The sequence below is a fragment of the Muribaculum intestinale genome, assembly GCF_002201515.1.
GTDB lineage: Bacteria > Bacteroidota > Bacteroidia > Bacteroidales > Muribaculaceae > Muribaculum > Muribaculum intestinale.
Map to the genome: position 1 here is coordinate 2,635,754 of NZ_CP021421.1, position 19,666 is coordinate 2,655,419.

Consider the following 19,666-nt stretch of genomic DNA (forward strand, 5'->3'; position numbering starts at 1 on the left):
CAAAAGAGCCTTCGGGACATGGTTGTGTGTCGCCATTGGTTCTTTTGTCCCGATATGTTTTATTGAGTTATTCTGATGCAATCAGAGCTTTTCGTAGCCTGATATGGTAAGGTCGGCGCCTTTGCCAATCTTGGCAACAAGTCCCTGAAGAACTTTACCGGGGCCGAATTCTATAAACTCGGTAGCACCGTCTGCAATCATGTTCTGCACGGTTTTAGTCCAGCGTACGGGTGCGGTGAGCTGAGCAATCAGGTTAGCCTTGATTTCGACTGGGTCGGTATGAGGCAGAGCGTCGACATTCTGGTAGACGGGACACTTGGGAGTGTGAACCGGAGTATTCTCGATTGCTGCTGCGAGCTCGGCACGTGCCGGTTCCATGCAGGGGCTGTGGAAAGCGCCTCCGACTTTAAGTTTGAGTGCGCGTTTTGCGCCGGCTTCTGTGGCTTTTGCGCAAGCTGCGTCGATAGCCTCTATTTCCCCTGAGATTACGAGTTGGCCGGGGCAGTTGTAGTTGGCACATACGACCACGCCGTCTACACTTTCGCAGATTTCCTCGACTTTCTCGTCGGGAAGTGCGATGATAGCAGCCATTGTTGAGGGCTTCATCTCACAGGCTTTCTGCATAGCCTGCGCGCGGGCGCTTACCAGACGCAGACCGTCCTCGAAGCTCAGTGCTCCGGCAACAACGAGTGCGCAGAACTCACCGAGCGAGTGTCCGGCAGCCATGTCGGGCTTGATGCCTGTAGTTTCTTCGATTACCTTTGCGATGATTACTGAATGGAGGAATATCGCGGGCTGGGTAACTTTGGTCTGACGTAAATCCTCATCGGTGCCCTCAAACATGAGGTCTGTGATGCGGAAACCGAGGATTTCGTTGGCTTTCTCAAACATTGCGCGGGCCTCGGCATTGTTCTCGTAGAGGTCTTTGCCCATACCTACGAACTGTGCGCCTTGGCCGGGGAATACAAATGCTTTCATAATCGGATTGGTTATATTTATGTCTTGATTTTATCTTATAGTGTAGTATCGTTGATGACTTTATGCGTTCATGCTGCGGAGAAGTTCGTCGTTGTCGCGGGTCTTCTCCATCTGGTCGCGCATGAACTCCATGGCCTCGATTGATGTACGGTCGCTGAGGTAACGGCGCAGAATCCATATGCGCTGTAATGTCTCCTGACGCTGCAACAGGTCGTCGCGACGAGTGCTTGACGCCATGATATCGACAGCGGGGAAGATTCGTTTGTTGGAGAGTTTGCGGTCAAGCTGAAGCTCCATATTGCCTGTGCCTTTGAATTCTTCGAAGATTACTTCGTCCATCTTTGAACTTGTTTCTGTAAGGGCTGTGGCGATTATGGTCAGCGAGCCTCCGCCTTCGATATTACGCGCTGCACCGAAGAAGCGCTTTGGTTTCTGGAGTGCGTTGGCATCGACACCTCCTGACAGGATTTTGCCGGAGGCTGGCGATACGGTGTTGTATGCGCGTGCGAGTCGGGTGATGGAGTCGAGCAGGATTACTACATCATGTCCGCACTCAACAAGACGTTTAGCTTTCTCAAGCACGATGCCTGCAATCTTGACGTGGCGCTCGGCCGGTTCGTCAAATGTAGAGGCTATGACCTCGGCGTTTACGCTACGGCTCATATCGGTTACCTCCTCGGGGCGTTCATCAATGAGAAGAATCATGATATAGGTCTCGGGATGGTTTTCCGCAATGGCATTGGCGATATCTTTGAGCAGTATGGTCTTGCCGGTTTTAGGCGGAGCTACAATAAGACCGCGCTGGCCCTTGCCGATTGGCGAGAACATGTCGACCACGCGTGTGGAGATATTGCTTGACCTACCGCCGGTGAGGTCGAATTTTTCGTCGGGGAAGAGGGGGGTCAGGTGTTCAAAGGGTACGCGGTCGCGGATATATTCGGGTGTGCGTCCGTTTACATCGCGAACTTCGCCGAGAGGGAAATATTTTTCGTTTTCTTTCGGCGGACGAATCCAGCCTTCGACAACGTCGCCTGTCTTCAGCCCATACTGCTTGATCTGCTGCTGTGTGACGTATATGTCGTCGGGCGATGCAAGATAATTGTAATCGCTTGAACGCAGGAATCCATATCCTTCCGGCGTAATCTCGAGAACGCCTGACGCGAGCAGCAGACCGTCGAAATTATATCGGGGCTGTTGGGGCTCCGGGATAAAGTCGCGGTTATTGTTGTTATTGTTGCGGTTGCGCTTGTTCTTTTTATTCTGCTGCTGTTGCTGCTTTTGCATAGCCATATTCTGGGCCGGCTCCTGAATTACTATAGGTGCGACGGCGGCAGCGGCGGCGGCTTCTTCTTTTTCGCGCTGAGAGCGTGGCACGAATTTACGTTCGGTGCGGAAGAAAGAGCCAAATGAACTGTCCTTTGACGGGCGGAAGTCTCTTCTTTTCTGTTGCTGCTGGCCCTCATTTATTTGTTGAGGTGCATCAGTGGTATTGTCCGAGGGGGTATTTTCAGTCGTGATGCCGTCCTGTGCGGGCTGAAGTTCAGCAGAGGGGAGTAGTGCCAGAGGATTTGAAATCGGCGGATTTACTTCATTCATTTCCGGATTATCCGATGCTGTCAATTCTGCAACCGTCTGAGGCTTTTCATCGGAGGGATTCTTGGCTTCGGATGTCGGAATCTGTTGGATGGCAAGGAGCTCTGCGCGGGCTTTTTCAGCAGCCGCTTCAGCTGCAAGCTGTGCTTTAGAGGGGCGCCCCGGTTTGCGTCGCGGGGGCTGAGGGATTTCTATGGGCAGATTTTCGCTGTCAGAGGAGGTGGGTTTTTCCTGCTGTTCCTCAATCGTCTGATTGTCGGCCTGTCTGTTTTTCTTGCCTTGTCGCTGGTTGTCGCGTGGCTTTTTATCTTTACCTTGGTTTTCGACGTTGTTTGTGGCTTCAGATGGTTCTGTAGCCAATTCGTTGTTGCTGTTGTCGCTTTTGGGCTGTCTGCCTTTTTTTTGCTTTGGCTGGCGTGTTTTTTTATTATTAGTGTTGCTTGCCGCAGAGTTGTTGGCGGCGACCTCGGCCTGCTGGTCGAGAATTTTATAGACAAGGTCCTCCTTATTCTCGGCGTCAAATTTCGTTACGCCTAAATTGCCGGCGATATCTGCCAGTTGCTGGGACGACATTGCGTCGAGTTCGTCGTATTTGTACATATTGCCTTGTTTGGAATGGCTGGTGAGAGGTTAGGTAGCTTAAATTGGATTTGCGTTACACTTAAAATATGCGCTTTATTATGGCCCGGTAGTATAGCAATTAATAATTGAACCATAGTACAGGCGCGGATTTTGTGTTTCCGTTGATTTCACACATTAATTTCTTGTCAGAGATTTGTCGTGCTGGAAATCCGTATGGAATTGCGTCAGATAAATCAGGTACAGGGTAATCCCACGTGCTTAGAAGCGTATCTAGGGTTGACTTTGGTTTTGATTGTCGACCGACAACTTTGCTCGGGTGCTTTGAAACCCTGTCGCACACTCTTTAAAAGTGCTATAATAGTTGAAAAATCGACGCAAAGTTAACAATTTCCATCGAATTAACAAATTAAATATCCGTAAAGTTTTGCGTCGATGACTAATGTATTGCTTAATAGCCGGCTTTAACGACGGCCGGACAATAAAAAATTACCGGCGGGGACACGAATCAACGTTGGTTCCTCTGCCGGTAAATTAAATAAGGTGTGTTGCGTACGAAAAATTGTTCTAAAATAGTTTTTTGAGACTTGTTTGTCAGATTATGCCTCTGATTGAATTTATGTCGTCGATATTGTGACGATTGCAGAAATCATTAATCTCGTCGATGATTTTTATGGTTATAGCAGGATTGATAAAATTAGCGGTGCCGATTTCTACGGCTGTTGCTCCAGCCATAATGAATTCGAGAGCATCCTTGCCGCTCATAATGCCGCCAAGACCGATTACCGGAATGTTGACGGCTTTTGCCACCTGCCATACCATCCTGACTGCGACGGGCTTTACGGCCGGCCCCGATAGCCCTCCGGTAACTGTAGACAGGCAGGGGCGCATGCGCTCTACGTCGATAGCCATTCCGAGGAGTGTATTTATCAGCGATACAGCATCGGCACCTTCGGCCTCTACGGCGCGAGCTATCTCGGTTATATCGGTTACGTTGGGCGATAGTTTTACAATCAGAGTGCCAGGATATGCCCGGCGTACAGCGCGGGTCACTTCTGCGGCGCCTGAGCATGTTGTGCCGAAAGCCATGCCTCCTTGCTTTACGTTGGGGCAGGATATGTTGATTTCCACAGCTGCTATCCCTGAGAGCGGGGCCAGCTTTTCGCATACGGCAACATAGTCGTCGGGACAGGCACCGGATACATTGACCATTATATTTGTATCCAGATCCTTAATACGGGGGTAAATGTTTTCGATAAAGTAGTCTACACCCTTGTTCTGGAGGCCTACGGCATTGAGCATACCGGACGGCGTTTCGGCCATGCGTGGATATGGATTGCCTTCACGAGGATTCAGAGTGGTGCCTTTTACGATAAATCCTCCAAGGCGATTGAGGTCGATGAAGTCGGCGAATTCTTCTCCATAACCGAAGGTGCCTGATGCTGTGAGTACCGGATTTTTCAGAGAAAGAGCTCCGATGTTTATGTCTAATTTTGCCATGTCGTTCAGTCCTCCCATGTGAGTTGGTTGATATTGAATACGGGTCCTTCAGTGCATACGCATACGTTGCCCTTTACCGTGGGTTCAACGCAGCACAGACATGCACCGAGGCCACATGCCATCATATTCTCGAGTGACACCTCGCAGTCGGCTCCGATGCGTCGTGCTTCACGTGCGATGGCTTTCATCATAGGAAGCGGGCCGCAGCAATATATGCGATCCCATTTTTCAGACAGCGCGCTGTTGGTTGTCACTATGCCGTGTTCGCCGGCGGATCCGTCATCGGTCGAGATGTGCAGTTTGCCGATTTTTTCGAACTCTTCAATTTGCAGCAGGTCGTTTTTCGATCTTGCGCCGAGCAGAAATTCCGGATTCATTCCGAGGCGCTTCAGCTCACGTCCGAAATACAACATAGGTGCGACGCCTACGCCTCCTCCTGAGAGCAGGATTCGTTGGCCGGGAGCCGGAATGGTAAATCCATTTCCAAGCGGGAGTACAAGATTCAATAGTTCTCCGGGGCGTTTGGAAATCATGGTGGCAGTGCCATCGCCGGCGCGGCGTACAAGCAGCCAGAGAGTACCGTTTTCACGGTCAACATTGTTGACTGAGATAGGGCGTCGCAGGAATGTGCCCGCAGAGTTGTCGACAGCGACTTCTACAAACTGGCCCGGAAGTATCTCTTCAGGAAGAGTGGCATTGACAGGGCGCAGTACCAATAGAGAATATAGAGCGTGGATATGGCGGTTTTCCACAATCTCGAAATCGATGATATGCTTTTTCATTTTCTATCAGGACAATTATTCCACAAATTTAGTCAATCTCATAAAAAATGCAAAATATAAATAGGTATACGCTTATCTTTGAGGTATATTTGCTAAATTCGCAGTGAAGTCAAAGCGGCTTATGGCATATTTATTTTTTAATATGCTTTTAACTGCCGGTCATTGTCGGTGCAGACATAAATATTGCAAATAAGAATATAATCATCATATGATACCTTTGCTATTTGGAAATATCGGTGCTACGGAAGCCTTAGTCATCCTGCTTGTCGTGCTTTTGCTTTTCGGCGGCAAGAAAATACCGGAACTCATGCATGGTATAGGCAAAGGGGTGGCCGGCTTCAGAAAGGGAATCAAGGAGATAGAAAATGAGATAAAAACCACCCCTGCTCCCGATTCAGAAAAAGACAATAATGCCTGAGGCCGATAATGCCATAGGTAAGGAGGCAACTTTCTGGGATCATCTTGAAGAACTCAGAGGTGTGGCTGTGCGCGGAGTTGCAATCACAGCCGTGATTGCTGTCGGCCTTTTTGCAGTTATGCCCAAGCTGTTTGCCGAGGTTGTAATGGCACCGTGCGAGGGCGATTTCTATCTTTATCGTATTTTTACATATCTTACAGCCGAGTTTCCGATACTTTCGCCATTTTCTTCTGAAGGATGGCATGTGAGTGTTGTCAATATAAATCTTGCCTCCCAGTTTTTCATACACATGCAGTTGTCTCTTCTTGGTGCGGTTGTGGTGTCTGTGCCGGTGTGGCTTTGTCTGTTGTGGAATTTTATAAGCCCGGGGTTATACACGAGTGAACGGCGTCATGGCTCAAAGGCTTTGTGGCTTGGCGGGGTGCTGTTTTATATCGGGATGGCTGTAGGGTATTTTGTAGTATTTCCTTTGACGCTGCGTTTTCTTGCCGATTATCAGCTAAGTCCGGATGTGTCCAACCAGATAAGTCTTGACTCGTATATAGACAATTTTCTCGGTATGCTATTCGCCATGGGGCTTGTCGGAGAGATTCCGGTTGTGTGCGCCCTGCTCGGACGGATAGGCGTGCTTTCTCGTAGAACTTTCAGCAAATATCGTCGTCATGCTATAGTGGTGCTTCTTGTTGTAGCAGCGATTATAACTCCTACGGGAGACCCGTTTACATTGAGTGTGGTGTTTGTCCCTTTGTTCATGTTGTGGGAACTCGGAGGGCGTTTGATTCCGAGAGATAAATAATGTTAAAATAGAATATCGGCCATAACTCTTTATTCCGTAGGACATTCTAATATTAGAAGTATGTCTGCCGGGATTGCTCGTGACAATTAATAATGAATGTATGCGGGCATTCCTAATCGTGCGGCATATATTTTGATGAACTCACTGTTATGGCTGATTCTTCTACAAAAAAGACTGTCGGGACTTCCTTCCCGTCACAAAATAATTCTCAAGTGAATGACGGAACTGTAAATCTTGAGAATATGCCGTTGTGCGGCGGTCAGATATGGGTACTTATAGTGGCGTCGATGGGGCAGTTTATCGGGCAGGGACTGGCTACACTCGTAGGCATTATAATACCGATGATTGAGTTGATGGCACATCCCGAGCTTCCTGCGATTGTACAAGGTGTCCTTGGATGTGTGGCTTTATGCGGGCGTACGCTCGGAACTGTATTGTTCGGGCGCATGAGCGACCGATGGGGATACCTTACGGTAGCCCGTGTGTGTCCGTTGCTTATGATTGTGGCGTCGCTTATCGCATATTTCTGGCATCCGGTATGGCTGTTGTGTATATGTCTGTTCGTTATGGGATTGAGTGTCGGAGGTGAATATAGCATAGATTCAGACTACATATCTGAAATCATGCCTAAAAAATGGGAATTTTTCATGGTAGGAGCAGCCAAGGCCTCGGCATCGGTGGGAAGCGTTGTTGTGGCTGCATTATGCTACTTCATAATCCGGGGATGGACTATCGCCGCATCGTGGCCCAATCTGTTGTTTATAATGACGGGGATTGCCGGTGTGATATTGCTTATGAGAATTCATTTTGCGGAGTCGCCCGGATGGCTTATGTCGCATGGCCGCACCCGGGATGCGGAAAAAGCTGTACATTATCTGCTTGGCAAAGACGTATATATGCCTGTGCCTCCGCAACAGGCCGCAACAGAGGGTCAGCCGTCAGACTCGATGTGGACATTTATGCGGAAGAATGTACGCAAAATTCTATTTACAGGAGTGCCATGGGCATGTGAGGGGCTGGGGGTATACGGGATTGGAATCTTTATCCCGATTCTCATCATGTCGCTTGGCATCGACTACGTGTCGCCTACAGCTCCGCGTATGGCACATATTGTAAATTCAGTCGAGATTACGATATTGCTCAGTGTATTTATGACTGTAGGGTTTGGTATGGGGCTTGCTGTGGTAAGGAGGTATTATCATGTGTCGATGCAGACTTATGGCTTCATCGGCAGTGCTGCCGGCCTTGGAGTCATGCTTGCAGCCTATCAGTTGCATTGGCCTGCGTGGATATCAATAACCGGATTTGTGTTGTTTGAGTTGTTTCTGAATGCCGGTCCACATCTTATTACCTTCATACTCCCTTCGCAGGTTTATCCGGTAATCGACCGAGGGAGCGGTGTGGGCTTATCGGCAGCAATCGGAAAATTCGGCGCTGTGCTTGGCGCGTTCTTTATTCCGGTGATGCTAAAGCACTGGGGGTGCGGTGCTGTAATAGCGGTGTCGGTTGTCGTGATGTTGCTCGGAGCGCTTGTAACAGGGATATTGGGGCCGAAAGTATTGCCTGAGAGCCATATTGACGATGATGTTACAGATGTGGCCCGGCATTCGTAGAAATACCGGGCCATGCTCGGGAAAATAGTGGTGTGATATGTTTTACCAGATTATTCGCGGAAGTAAATTCTCTTTACGCGTGATGATACGGAACTCAGCACCTCATAAGGGATAGTGCCCAGTTTGTCGGCGATATCCGCTACGTTTATATTATGGCCGAATATCTCGACTCGGTCGCCTACTTCACACCGCGCATCGGTGACGTCGACCATGCATATGTCCATACAGATGTTGCCTATAATCGGACATAGCGAGCCGTTGACCCATACGGATGAATGTCCGCATCCAAGAGCCCGGCGAAGTCCGTCGGCATATCCGATTGGTATGGTGGCTATACGGGAATCGCGTGTAAGCACTCCTTTTCGGCCATAGCCCACAGTAGTTCCGGCGCTCCAGTTCTTGATTGATATCACTACTGTGTATAGCGAACTTACCGGTTGCAGGTCGTTCTGGCTCCCGTCGCTGAGGGTGGGAATTCCGTAGAGGCATATCCCAAGGCGTACCATGTCGTATTGATACTGTGGAAAGCGTGTTATGCCTGTGGAGTTAAGGATATGGCGCAACATGCCGGGAAACGCATCTTTCATGCGCGAGCTGCAACGCTCAAACATAGTAAACTGCTCCATTGTGTAGTCGTCCATGTCGGGGCAGTCGGCTGCAGCCAGATGGGAGAATACTGAGCGCGGTGTGACAATGTCCTGTGACTTTAATTCCGATATGAGCTGATCTATGTCAGATTCAATGAATCCGAGGCGATGCATGCCTGTGTCGAGTTTTATATGTATCGGGAAATCTTTGACACCGTACCGGCGTCCCTCTTCGATGATTTCATGCAGGAGGTCGAATGAGTAGACTTCCGGTTCAAGCATGTGGCTGAACAATGTGTGGTAATTAGTAACTTTAGGGTTCAGTACCATTATCGGCATCGTTATGCCGGAATTACGCAAATCCATGGCTTCATCGGCGACAGCCACGGCAAGATATGCCGCGCCCTGGTTTTGGAGAGTCTTGGCGAGTTCATAGCTTCCGGCACCGTATCCCGATGCTTTTACCATGGCAACAATTCCTGTCGAGGGCTTCAGTTGTGCTCTGAAAATATTGAAGTTATGTACCATGGCATCCAGGTCGACTTCAAGAACAGTCTCGTGCTGCCGGGCTTCGAGCATTTCGGTTATTTGCTCGGTGTTGTGATTTTCAGCACCCTTGACAAGTATGAGTGAATGGCCGAAATCGGTAGGCGTTTCGGCGGCCATAAAATCGGCCACGCTTGTATAGAATCGTGAGTTTCCTGAAGGAAATATGCAGGCGTGGCGTGTTATCTCCTCTCCGATTCCGATAATCCGGTCAATACCGTATTTTACAAGCAGTAGTGAGATATTCTTATACATGTGCTCTACGTCATCCGTGCCGACCGTCTCCATGTCAGGCAGTATCACCGTGGTGTGTTGTCCAGATGTGCGCCGTCTGTTCATGAAGTCGAGCGCAGACATTAGTGACGGGTAGTCGGCTGCATAATGGTCGGTTATGAGGATGCAGTTGTTTACCCCTTCGATGACATTCAGGCGTGTGTCAATATTAGGTATTGATGTGAATCGTTCGCTTAGTTCCGACGGATTCATGCCCATTGCTATGAGAGTGCCTATTGCCAGAGAGGCATTGTCGAGAGCAGCTTCGGAGGTAAACGGAATTTTGATGTTTCCGTTCAGATGAAAATGATGCGCGTCGAAATGAATGTCGGCACAGGATTCCGCCCTGTTGATTGTGCAATGAATTTTTATGTCGGCATTGTTGTCGCCAAGCCGGCTCACGGTGATGCTGCGCTCGGGCTGAATCGCGCATGCTGCTCTTTGGGCGAGCAGTGGATCATCGACAGAATATACGACTTTCTGGCATGCTGAGAATAGTTTGATTTTTTCATCGCACTTGTCGCTGCGCGATGCGAAGCCATCGGCATGCTCGATGCCGACATTCGTGATTACGCCGATTGTGGGTGCAATCATGTCGCGCAGAGCGTCCATTTCACCTTTTTCGGAAATGCCGGCTTCGAAAATGCCGAGCTCCGCATCGGGAGTGATTTCCCATAGAGAAAGTGGGACTCCAATCTGACTGTTATAGGAACGCGGAGAGCGCACGGTATGAATCGAGGAAGAAAGCAGGTGGTGGAGCCATTCTTTCAATGTTGTCTTGCCTCTGCTGCCTGTTATGCCTATGACCGGCAGTGAAGGGAACTTTCCGCGATGGATGCGTGCGAGCTGCTGTAATGCTGCGCGTACATCCGGTACCACAAAGAAGTTGGCATCTGTATAGCATGCATCGGCTGTGTCCGGGCGGCGGCGTACAACGAAATTACGTACACCACGGCGGTATAGTTCAGCCACATACCGGTGGCCGTCGCCCGACGGGGTAGTAAGTGCAAAGAATAGCGTACGCTCCGGATATGTCAGGGAGCGAGAATCAGTAAGTAGTACGTCGATTAGAGCATCGGGATATATAGGAGTCGCCACATTCAATATGTCGGCTATCCGGAGTGCGGAATATTGCATGATTAATTTCGATTGTGCCGTATGATTTATATCGGTTGGGCGGGAGAGAAATTGGCAGAGCAAAATTACTTAAAATTATAATAGGCGTTATACGGATGCAATAAAATTATTGGATACATTATCTGAACCGGGTAGTATATCTCAGTCTGACTCTTATGTGTACTGTTGTTAATGAATGAATATACCCGTAATGCGTCGACTATAAAGCCGTATTTATGGCTTTGATGCCGACGCATTACGGGTTTAGTCCCGGTTGCTTCATGTGTTAATCGTCGTAACGCAGGAAGTTGCCCTCTTTATCAAACCTGATATCAATGCCGTTTGATAATTCGATGTCCCATCCATTCCGTTTGCGTTCAAGGCTTACAATGTGTTGCCCTTTGTGGGACGAGGTTATGTAGCGGGCGATGGAGGCTGGTACAAGCCCCTTGGGAACGGATTTGGACTGAGATGTCTCAATTTCCTTTAGATTGCCTTGACGGTCAAAGGATATCTCAGTGCCGTCGGTGAGAACTACGTCATACTCGTCGATATGACCGAGAGTCTTGTCAACTTTTATGAGGCTTACATTGGCCTTGAAGTTTTTGCCGATAAGTTCTTGTGCGACAGTGGGGAGTATGGATACATCGCGAGAGAAACTGTCGGAAGCCGATGCCGAGAATACTCCGGCCATCATTATGGCCATTCCCATTATAATACGTTTTAATTTCATAATTTTGAAATTTAGGTGTGTTATTCGATTTTCTTGTGCAGATATTCGGCAAGTACAGTAGCGTTGTTGTGCTCGGTGTCGTGGCTGCTGTAAAGTAGCGTGACATGCTGATGCCGACGTATCTGAGTTGTTAAATCTTCTATCGCTGGGTTTGTCTGCAATTCAGACATATATTTCCGTGCAAAATCCGGCCATCGGTTCTGCGGGTCAGCATGAAACCATTCGCGAAGTTCTGCTGACGGGGCTATGTCCTTAGCCCAGTAATCGTAGTGGAACTTTGCTTTGCTTTCACCCCTTGGCCATAGCCGGTCGACATATATCCGCCATCCGTCGTCATACGAACCCGACGGGTTGGTATATACACGCTGTAGCTTTATGTCTGTCATAATATTGTTTTAAATCATAACGCAGTATCGCCGGGTAAAGTTCTGAATCCTGTGTGTGAATTCTCATTTGCATGAGCAAAAAAAATCGCCATGACTAACGCCACGGCGATTTCGCTGTTATAGAGGGCTAGAGGGCGTTTTATAGTGTCAGGCCAAGCCTGATGTTTCTTTTTTGACTTCGTACTATTGAGGCTGCTCCATAAGGAAATGTTCTGCATCAAGCGCGGCCTTGCATCCGGAGGCGGACGCTACAATTGCCTGCTGGTAATTTGGGTCTGCGACATCGCCGGCTGCAAATACACCCGGCACGCTGGTTGCCTGTGTGTTTCCTTCAATCTTTATGTATCCCTGTTCGTCAAGCGCTATCTGGGTCTTGAATATATCGGTATTCGGTTTGTGTCCGATTGCCAGGAAGAATCCGTCGATGTCGATGTCGAATTTTTGCTCTCGGTCGGTACCGGCGTATTCAATCAGATGTGCTCCTTCGACGAATTCTTTTCCAAACAGACCGAGTGTCTGGGTGTTGAATAGAATCGTGATGTTCTCCTTGTCAAGGACGCGCTTCTGCATTACTTTCGAGGCGCGAAGGTAATCTTTTCGTACAATAAGATATACCTTTTTTGCAAGGCCACTCAGATAATATGCCTCTTCGCATGCGGTGTCGCCGCCACCTACGACTGCGACAGTACGGCCGCGATAGAAAAATCCGTCGCATGTAGCACATGCCGATACGCCAAGGCCGGAGTATCGCACTTCGTCCTCCAGACCAAGATACCTGGCTGAAGCGCCGGTAGCAATGATGACTGTGTAGGCCTGGATTTCAGTACCGTCATCGGCAGTAGCGTGGAACGGCCGTGACGAAAAGTCTACTTTGGATATTACTCCTGTGCGTATGTCAGCCTCAAAACGTGCGGCCTGCTTTCTTAAATCCTCCATGAGCTGTGCACCCATTACTCCATCAGGGTAGCCGGGGAAGTTTTCTACTTCGGAAGTTGTAGTAAGCTGTCCTCCCGGTTGCAGACCTTCATATATTATTGGTGCCATGTTGGCGCGGGCTGCATATATGGCTGCGGTATAACCTGCCGGCCCCGAGCCGATGATAAGACATTTTGTTGTATCGCTCATTGTTGTTTTTTTGAATCGTGGTTATGAATTGTTATATCTTAGCGTAAATCAATCAGGGTGTATCCCGGATAATTGCTCTTATTGAAAACAAAGGTCGATGCCGGATGGTTTGTGGTAAGGTTGATGTTGTCGGTGTTAAGCGTTACCGTCTGTCCTGAGTCAAGGGTCAGTACTATACGCGAAGGAAGAAATGTTTTTTTGTCAACATCAATCATAGCGCTTGTAAACGCTAAGCGCTGTGATACTTTGGGGGTGATATGTAATGCGTAGTCCTTGTCGGTGCCTTTCATTTGTCTTGGAGTGGCGGCATTAAGCAGGGATGATATTATTATCATCGGATTGATTTGCGCGAGTTCTTCCGGCATTGGTTCCGATATGTTTACTTCTTTGGTTGAGCTGTCGAGCGACCATAGAGTGCGCCCGTCGTACCATATGCTCGCGTTAGGTAGTGTGAGAAAAAACTTGTCACCCGACATTTTCAATGTCCCTTTTGCTGTATGACCGTTTGCTGTCATCGAAAATGATGCAGTTATACAACGGGCCTTTCCGATTTTTGAGGTAGTGCGTTCCAGAATTTGGTGTGCGTTCGGAGCCCCGGACGGCGAAGCGGCCACTGCAGATGCAGAGAATAGCGCCATAGCTGCAATTGCTATAGACAATATGCGTGATTTGTAATGTTTCAGTTTCATCATGACAGTATTTCAAGCATGCGTTCGAGTTGTAGTGAGTCGATAAGAACCTGGCGCGGCTTTGCTCCGGATGCGGGTCCTACGATTCCAGCTGCTTCCATCTGGTCCATCAGGCGGCCGGCACGGTTGTATCCGATATTGTACCGGCGTTGTAGCGATGATGTTGAGGCTGTGTTTGACGATACGATGAAACGTGCGGCTTCTTCGAACAGTGGATCGTGCTCGTTGCCCTGGGTGAGAGCTCCTGACACGGCATCGCCATCGGGAATATACTCGGGCAGGGGATATGCCTCGCTGTAGCCGATTTGTTCATGAATTGACTCCACGATGTTCTCTACTTCTTCAGTACTGATAAACGCACATTGCACACGGTCAATCTCTCCATTGAATGAGAACAGCATGTCGCCCTTACCAATCAGCTGATTGGCTCCCGGACGGTCGAGAATGGTGCGTGAGTCGACCATCTGGCTTACTCTGAACGCTATGCGCCCGGGGAAGTTGGCCTTTATGATACCGGTAATAACGTTGGTCGACGGGCGCTGTGTGGCGAGAATCATGTGCATTCCTACGGCGCGCGCTTTCTGGGCTATTCGGGCAATGGGCTGTTCGACTTCTTTACCGGCCATCATGATAAGGTCGCCGAACTCGTCGACTACCATTACTATGTAGGGAAGATATCGGTGCCCTTTTTCGGGATTCAGACGCCGTTGGATAAATTTGGCGTTATACTCTTTTATAGTACGAACGTTTGCTTCCTTTAGCAGGGCATATCTGTTGTCCATCTCAAGGCAACATGAGTTGAGGGTAGCCACAACTTTCATCGGGTCGGTGATTATCGGCTCCTCCTCGCCTGGCAGTTTGGCCAGATAGTGTTTCTCCAGTTTGGAGTAGAGGCTGAACTCTACCATTTTGGGGTCGACGAGTACAAACTTCAATTCCGACGGATGCTTCTTGTAGAGCAATGATGCGATGATTACGTTGAGGCCTACCGATTTACCTTGTCCGGTTGCACCTGCTACGAGCACATGAGGCATCTTGGTGAGGTCGGCTATGAAAATATCCTTTGATATAGTGGCGCCCATAGCCATCGGGAGGTCGTATTTACACTCCTGAAATTTTCGCGATCCGATAATCGAGCGCACCGGTACCATCTGTGCCTCTTTGTTCGGCACCTCGATGCCGATGGTGCCTTTGCCGGGTATAGGAGCTATGATGCGGATGCCGAGAGCGGCGAGGCTTAGTGCAATGTCATCTTCCAGTCGTTTGATTTTTGCGATGCGCACTCCTTCGGCCGGCACTATCTCATAAAGGGTGACCGTGGGGCCGACTGTTGCCTTGATGTGTGATATTGGAATCTGGTAGTTGGCGAGAGTGGCTTTAATGCGCTCTTTATTCTCTTCCATCTCCTGCTGGTCTACACTTACCTGTTGCTCGGGTATTTCATTCAGAAGGTCGATTGACGGGAAATGGAAACGTGACAATTCGGCGGTCGGGTCATATGCTTCAGTCGATACGTGTACTTCTGAATCAAACTGAGGAACGTCTATTGTGAGTTCCGAGTCATCGGAATCAAGAGTTTCCTCAGTTGATTCATTTTCGATGGTATCGTCATTCAGATTGTATGCGTCGTCATTGTATATGTCGTTGGATATAACGTCGGATGCGTTGGGCGCATCGATGCTGTCATTCTCGGGAGTATATGTCTTCGTTGCCGAACTGTTGTCAAAGTCGCTGTCATTCGGTTCGACATAAGGCACGGCCACCATCGCCGGCTCTGATTCTTGTGGAGCCGGGATGTCGTTGCCGATGAAACTCTCGGTAAAGTCTACTATGGCTGATTGCTGTTGGGCCGACGGACGCTCGATAATATCTTCGTTAATGTCGCCGTCAATCTCTTTATTGCTTTTTGAGAGTGTCTCTTCCACCTGACGCTTTTCGGCTTCAAGTTTTTCTCGCTGTTCTTTCAGGCGTGCTTTATGGGCGTTGACCCTTCGGCGGTAAGCTACATATACAAGTCGCAGTTCATTGAGATATATGCATGCGACAAGTGCCAGAAGCACTGCACTGACAAGGATAGCCCCGGCTACTCCAGCATTTGCAAGCAGCCATGAGTTTACCGTATAACCGTGAATACCACCCCAATATACCCATGAATTCAGCTGGTATGTGGCGAGTCCTACGACGATTGATGTAGTGATTGCATCGATTAGGCTTTTTGATGTAAGTCCCCAGAATGAGAATCTGGAGTTATGGAGCAGATACCAGCCCAGGATATAGAAATAGGCTATGAGTATAAGAGCTCCCACTCCGAATCCGTTTGATATGGCGTTGTGGGCGAGTACGGCTCCGAATGCACCTCCCGAATTGTTTACGGTGCCTCGTTCGGCGATTTGTGCTATGGTATTGCCCGTAACGAGACTTTGATCCTCAGCTCCGGAAGTAAAGTAGGATATGGATGAAAATAGTGTGAAAGTAGCCCAGCATATTAGTAATATGCCGGTAAATATGCGTGTGCGGCGATCGCGGATAAAGCGGACTATACGCCCCGGAGCCGCAGTTTTTTTCCGGGTCTTGGCAGTCGCCGTTGCTTTTTTTTCGGCTACAGGCTCTGACGTTGTTTCGGATTCCCGTGTACCTGACGGTATTGTGGCTGTGTCGTTGTCAAGCATTCCGGGGTCGAAACCGAAATGGTCTGAAACTATATTGTTGTGTTGCATCGGTGTATTCGTAAACAGGCTGCGAGATATTTGCAGCATATATATGTACAAAGATACGAAAATCGTGGTATATATTGCAATATATGCCACGATATTAAGAGTCGTTAAGTTAAATTGGAGCTGTCACCGTTTTTAATCACGTAGTGTTGGGGCCATAGTGTCTGAATGGACTATTGATGCCGTGAGATGTGGGATATGGCCTCATGACAGTAGGATCGGTATCAAAATCACTATATAGATGGGTGCCGGTTAAGGCCGATTTTAGAGCATGCTTAGTGAGTGGATGGCATTGTGGGGGTCGGACGAATTGAATATATAACTGCCGGCAACAAGTATGTCCGCTCCCGCTTTAGCAAGTTCTGTGCCGGTGTGTAGGTTTATTCCTCCGTCGACTTCTATCAGGGCTGATGAATTGTGGCGGGCGAGCATTTCGCGCAGACGTGTTACCTTGCTGATGGAATTCTTTATAAATGGTTGTCCGCCGAAACCCGGATTGACCGACATGATGAGTACAAGGTCGACAATGTCAATTACCTCTTCGAGCATTGCCACAGGGGTGGCCGGATTGATTGTCACGCCGGCAAGCATGCCGGAATCGCGAATCTGTGTAAGGGTGCGGTTGAGATGAGTGCACGCTTCATAATGCACATTCATCAGTCGTGTTCCGCAGTCTCTTACTTCAGAGATATATCGTCCCGGCTCATTAACCATCATGTGGACATCAAGAGGCTTTTCCGACATCTTTCCGATAGCCTTTATTACCGGAAATCCGATGGAGATATTAGGTACAAAATTACCGTCCATCACATCGACATGCAAGCAAAATGCCTCGCTTGAGTTGAGCATATCGAGCTGTGAACGTAGATTGCAGAAGTCCGCTGCCAGCAGAGAGGGTGCGACTCTCATTTTTTATTTCTTTTGAGGTTTGTGAATATGGCTTATGGCAATTCGTAAGGGGAGGGTCCCGGAAACAGATGTCAAAGTTAGTAAAAAAACGGGAATATGAATCCCGGTCAGGCTTTTTTCTCTGGATGAGGGCGCAAAAGATTGTATGCGATGAAGCAGATGCAGAGTATACCTATCGCATATCCTATATAGGAAAGATATACATTATACTCCTCTATTGTTGTGTACAGTTGATTCAATGACACAAAACGTGACAGGAAGTATCCGAGGCCGGCAAGAACGGCATTCCATACCAAGGCTCCAAGTCCTGTAAATATGATGAATTTTCCGAGATTCATTCTGGCAAGTCCTGCCGGAATTGAGATAAGCTGGCGCACAGCCGGGATAAGACGCCCTATGAAGGTAGATATCGCTCCGTGCTTGTCGAAATAGGCTTCAGCTTTTTCAACCTTTGCAGAGTCTATGAGCAATGCATGCCCGGCACGGCTGTTTGCGAATGCATATACTATGGGGCGGCCTACCCATAATGCAAGATAATAGTTTATTATCGCTCCTACTATTGCTCCTGCTGTGGCGACCAGGGTCACTATATATATATTCATTGACGAGCCTTCTTGCATGGCAAGGTAAGCGGCCGGAGGAACTACCAGTTCGGACGGAAACGGTATGAATGAACTTTCAATAATCATGAAGATGAATACAAACCAATAGTTTGCATTCTCTACAAACCAGCTGAAAAACTGGCTCGCGTCAAATATCGCGAGTGGCACGAGGTCAAGTATCATTTTCGTTGTGCTGCGTTATGTTGATTCTTAATTTAAATGCAAAGTTACTACAAAAAAGTGAAATGCGGAAAGATATAGTGATAGAATTGAGTTACAGGGGTTTCAGTCGTGCATCCGATTATTCGTGAAGCCATCGCAATCACCGCTGAAGCCAAATCAGGACGCCGCTACGTTACTTGTCCGTAACCATGCCTGAAAGGGCGGCAAACGGACACGGACAGCGAAACAAGACGTTAAGGATTAGTGAGTTATTGACAACCCACGCAACAAATCCGGTTACGGAAAAAGATTGCGCCGTTCCTCCGTGTTTTGCGTACCGACAACAGGCTCTTCACAAACTAATTTTGAATCCAAAAAATTAAGGACGATGAAGAGTACATTTTCAGTAATCTACTACCTCAAGCGTCAGGTAGTGAAAAAGGACGGGACAGTGCCCGTCATGGGACGCATAACGGTGGACGGCAGCCAGACGCAGTTCAGTTGCAAACTGACCGTCGATCCCAAGCTGTGGGACACCAAAGGGGGACGTGTCACGGGCAGAAGCACGGCGGCACTCGAAACGAACCGCATGCTCGATAAGATGCGTGTGCGCATCAACAAACATTATCAGGAAATCATGGAGCGTGACAACTTCGTCACAGCGGAAAAGGTCAAGAACGCCTTTCTCGGACTGGAACACCGCTACCACACGCTGATGCAGGTGTTCCGGCAGCACAACGAGGACTACGGGAAACAGGTGGAGGCCGGTATGAAAGCCAAAGGCACGCTCTTGAAGTACAAGACCGTTTACAAGCACCTGCAAGAGTTCCTCACCATCCGCTACCGCGTGAAGGACATCGCCCTGAAAGAGCTTACGCCCGCTTTCATTTCCGATTTTGAAATGTTCCTGCGCACTGACAAACACTGCTGCACCAACACCGTGTGGCTGTATGTCTGCCCGCTCCGGACGATGGTGTTCATCGCCATCAACAACGAGTGGCTCACGCGCGACCCGTTCAGGGAGTATGAAATCAAGAAGGAAGAAACGACCCGCAGCTTCCTGACGAAAGAGGAAATCCGGCTGCTGATGGAGGGCAAACTGAAGAACGCCAAGCAGGAGCTATACCGTGATTTATACCTGTTCTGCGCCTTCACGGGCCTGTCGTTCGCCGACATGCGCAACCTGACGGAAGAGAATATCCGCACCTATTTCGACGAACACGAGTGGATAAACATCAACCGCCAGAAAACAGGTGTCGTTTCCAATATCCGGCTGCTTGACATAGCCAAGCGCATCATCGACAAATACCGGGGTCTGTGCGGGGACGGGAGGATATTCCCCGTGCCACACTACATGACCTGCCTGTACGGAATCCGTGCCGTCGCCAAGCGTTGCGGCATCACCAAGCATATCACGTGGCATCAGAGCCGCCACACGGCAGCCACGACGGTGTTCCTATCCAACGGCGTGCCCATTGAAACGGTAAGTTCCATGTTGGGGCACAAGAGCATAAAGACAACGCAGGTCTTTTATACGTTAAATGCAATTGAATAAAAATGAATTA

Annotated in this window: 16 protein-coding genes; 4 read left to right on the plus strand and 12 right to left on the minus strand. The window is 48.8% G+C overall.

Annotated elements, in window-relative coordinates:
- Positions 1-81 precede the first annotated feature (81 nt).
- From fabD to ADH68_RS10710, 4 genes are all read right to left on the minus strand, one after another.
- Positions 82-978 carry an ACP S-malonyltransferase gene (gene fabD / locus ADH68_RS10695; protein ID WP_068960814.1) on the minus strand — a complete coding sequence of 299 codons (897 nt, stop codon included), beginning with the start codon at positions 976-978 and terminating at the stop codon, positions 82-84.
- A 60-nt stretch (positions 979-1,038) separates the two neighbouring features.
- Complete coding sequence (rho, locus tag ADH68_RS10700; protein ID WP_068960813.1) at positions 1,039-3,171, minus strand: transcription termination factor Rho; 2,133 nt, start codon at positions 3,169-3,171, stop codon at positions 1,039-1,041.
- A gap of 573 nt (positions 3,172-3,744) precedes the next feature.
- Positions 3,745-4,650 (minus strand): dihydroorotate dehydrogenase, encoded by a 906-nt coding sequence (locus ADH68_RS10705; protein WP_068962054.1) that lies wholly within the window; start codon positions 4,648-4,650, stop codon positions 3,745-3,747.
- Between the two features lie 5 nt (positions 4,651-4,655).
- Positions 4,656-5,432: a dihydroorotate dehydrogenase electron transfer subunit gene (locus ADH68_RS10710; RefSeq protein WP_068960812.1), complete on the minus strand. Its 777-nt coding sequence runs from the start codon at positions 5,430-5,432 to the stop codon at positions 4,656-4,658.
- 208 nt (positions 5,433-5,640) lie between these two features.
- Here ADH68_RS10710 and ADH68_RS10715 point away from each other — a divergent pair, with 208 nt between their 5' ends.
- The 3 genes from ADH68_RS10715 to ADH68_RS10725 all read left to right on the plus strand — a co-directional run bounded on the left by ADH68_RS10715 (position 5,641) and on the right by ADH68_RS10725 (position 8,259).
- Positions 5,641-5,850 carry a Sec-independent protein translocase subunit TatA/TatB gene (locus ADH68_RS10715; protein WP_068960811.1) on the plus strand — a complete coding sequence of 70 codons (210 nt, stop codon included), beginning with the start codon at positions 5,641-5,643 and terminating at the stop codon, positions 5,848-5,850.
- A complete protein-coding gene (gene tatC, locus ADH68_RS10720; protein ID WP_068960810.1) occupies positions 5,843-6,646 on the plus strand; it encodes a twin-arginine translocase subunit TatC in 804 nt (267 codons plus the stop codon). The genes ADH68_RS10715 and tatC overlap by 8 nt, the downstream gene beginning before the upstream one ends.
- A 149-nt stretch (positions 6,647-6,795) precedes the next feature.
- Positions 6,796-8,259 (plus strand): MFS transporter, encoded by a 1,464-nt coding sequence (locus ADH68_RS10725; protein ID WP_084274026.1) that lies wholly within the window; start codon positions 6,796-6,798, stop codon positions 8,257-8,259.
- Positions 8,260-8,309: 50 nt separating this feature from the next.
- On the opposite strand, the gene ADH68_RS10730 is transcribed toward ADH68_RS10725, so the two are convergent.
- The 8 genes from ADH68_RS10730 to ADH68_RS10765 all read right to left on the minus strand — a co-directional run bounded on the left by ADH68_RS10730 (position 8,310) and on the right by ADH68_RS10765 (position 18,122).
- Positions 8,310-10,802 carry a bifunctional UDP-N-acetylmuramoyl-tripeptide:D-alanyl-D-alanine ligase/alanine racemase gene (locus ADH68_RS10730; RefSeq protein WP_068960809.1) on the minus strand — a complete coding sequence of 831 codons (2,493 nt, stop codon included), beginning with the start codon at positions 10,800-10,802 and terminating at the stop codon, positions 8,310-8,312.
- Between the two features lie 265 nt (positions 10,803-11,067).
- On the minus strand, positions 11,068-11,514 hold the full coding sequence (locus ADH68_RS10735; RefSeq protein ID WP_084274025.1) for a PepSY-like domain-containing protein: 447 nt from the start codon (positions 11,512-11,514) through the stop codon (positions 11,068-11,070).
- Between the two features lie 20 nt (positions 11,515-11,534).
- Positions 11,535-11,900, minus strand: coding sequence for a DUF488 domain-containing protein (locus ADH68_RS10740; RefSeq protein WP_068960807.1), 366 nt, complete (start codon positions 11,898-11,900; stop codon positions 11,535-11,537).
- Between the two features lie 183 nt (positions 11,901-12,083).
- On the minus strand, positions 12,084-13,025 hold the full coding sequence (trxB, locus tag ADH68_RS10745) for a thioredoxin-disulfide reductase (protein WP_068960806.1): 942 nt from the start codon (positions 13,023-13,025) through the stop codon (positions 12,084-12,086).
- 38 nt (positions 13,026-13,063) lie between these two features.
- The gene (locus tag ADH68_RS10750) at positions 13,064-13,717 is read right to left on the minus strand and encodes a LolA-like putative outer membrane lipoprotein chaperone (RefSeq protein ID WP_068960805.1); all 654 of its coding nucleotides are present in this window, start codon (positions 13,715-13,717) and stop codon (positions 13,064-13,066) included.
- Positions 13,714-16,431 (minus strand): FtsK/SpoIIIE family DNA translocase, encoded by a 2,718-nt coding sequence (locus ADH68_RS10755; protein ID WP_232321511.1) that lies wholly within the window; start codon positions 16,429-16,431, stop codon positions 13,714-13,716. Before ADH68_RS10755 ends, ADH68_RS10750 begins: the two co-directional genes overlap by 4 nt.
- A 261-nt stretch (positions 16,432-16,692) precedes the next feature.
- A complete protein-coding gene (gene rpe, locus ADH68_RS10760) occupies positions 16,693-17,337 on the minus strand; it encodes a ribulose-phosphate 3-epimerase (protein WP_068960804.1) in 645 nt (214 codons plus the stop codon).
- Between the two features lie 107 nt (positions 17,338-17,444).
- Positions 17,445-18,122 (minus strand): DedA family protein, encoded by a 678-nt coding sequence (locus ADH68_RS10765; RefSeq protein WP_068960803.1) that lies wholly within the window; start codon positions 18,120-18,122, stop codon positions 17,445-17,447.
- A gap of 367 nt (positions 18,123-18,489) precedes the next feature.
- Between ADH68_RS10765 and ADH68_RS10770 the strand changes: the two genes are divergently transcribed.
- The gene (locus ADH68_RS10770) at positions 18,490-19,656 is read left to right on the plus strand and encodes a site-specific integrase (protein WP_068960802.1); all 1,167 of its coding nucleotides are present in this window, start codon (positions 18,490-18,492) and stop codon (positions 19,654-19,656) included.
- Positions 19,657-19,666 lie beyond the last annotated feature (10 nt).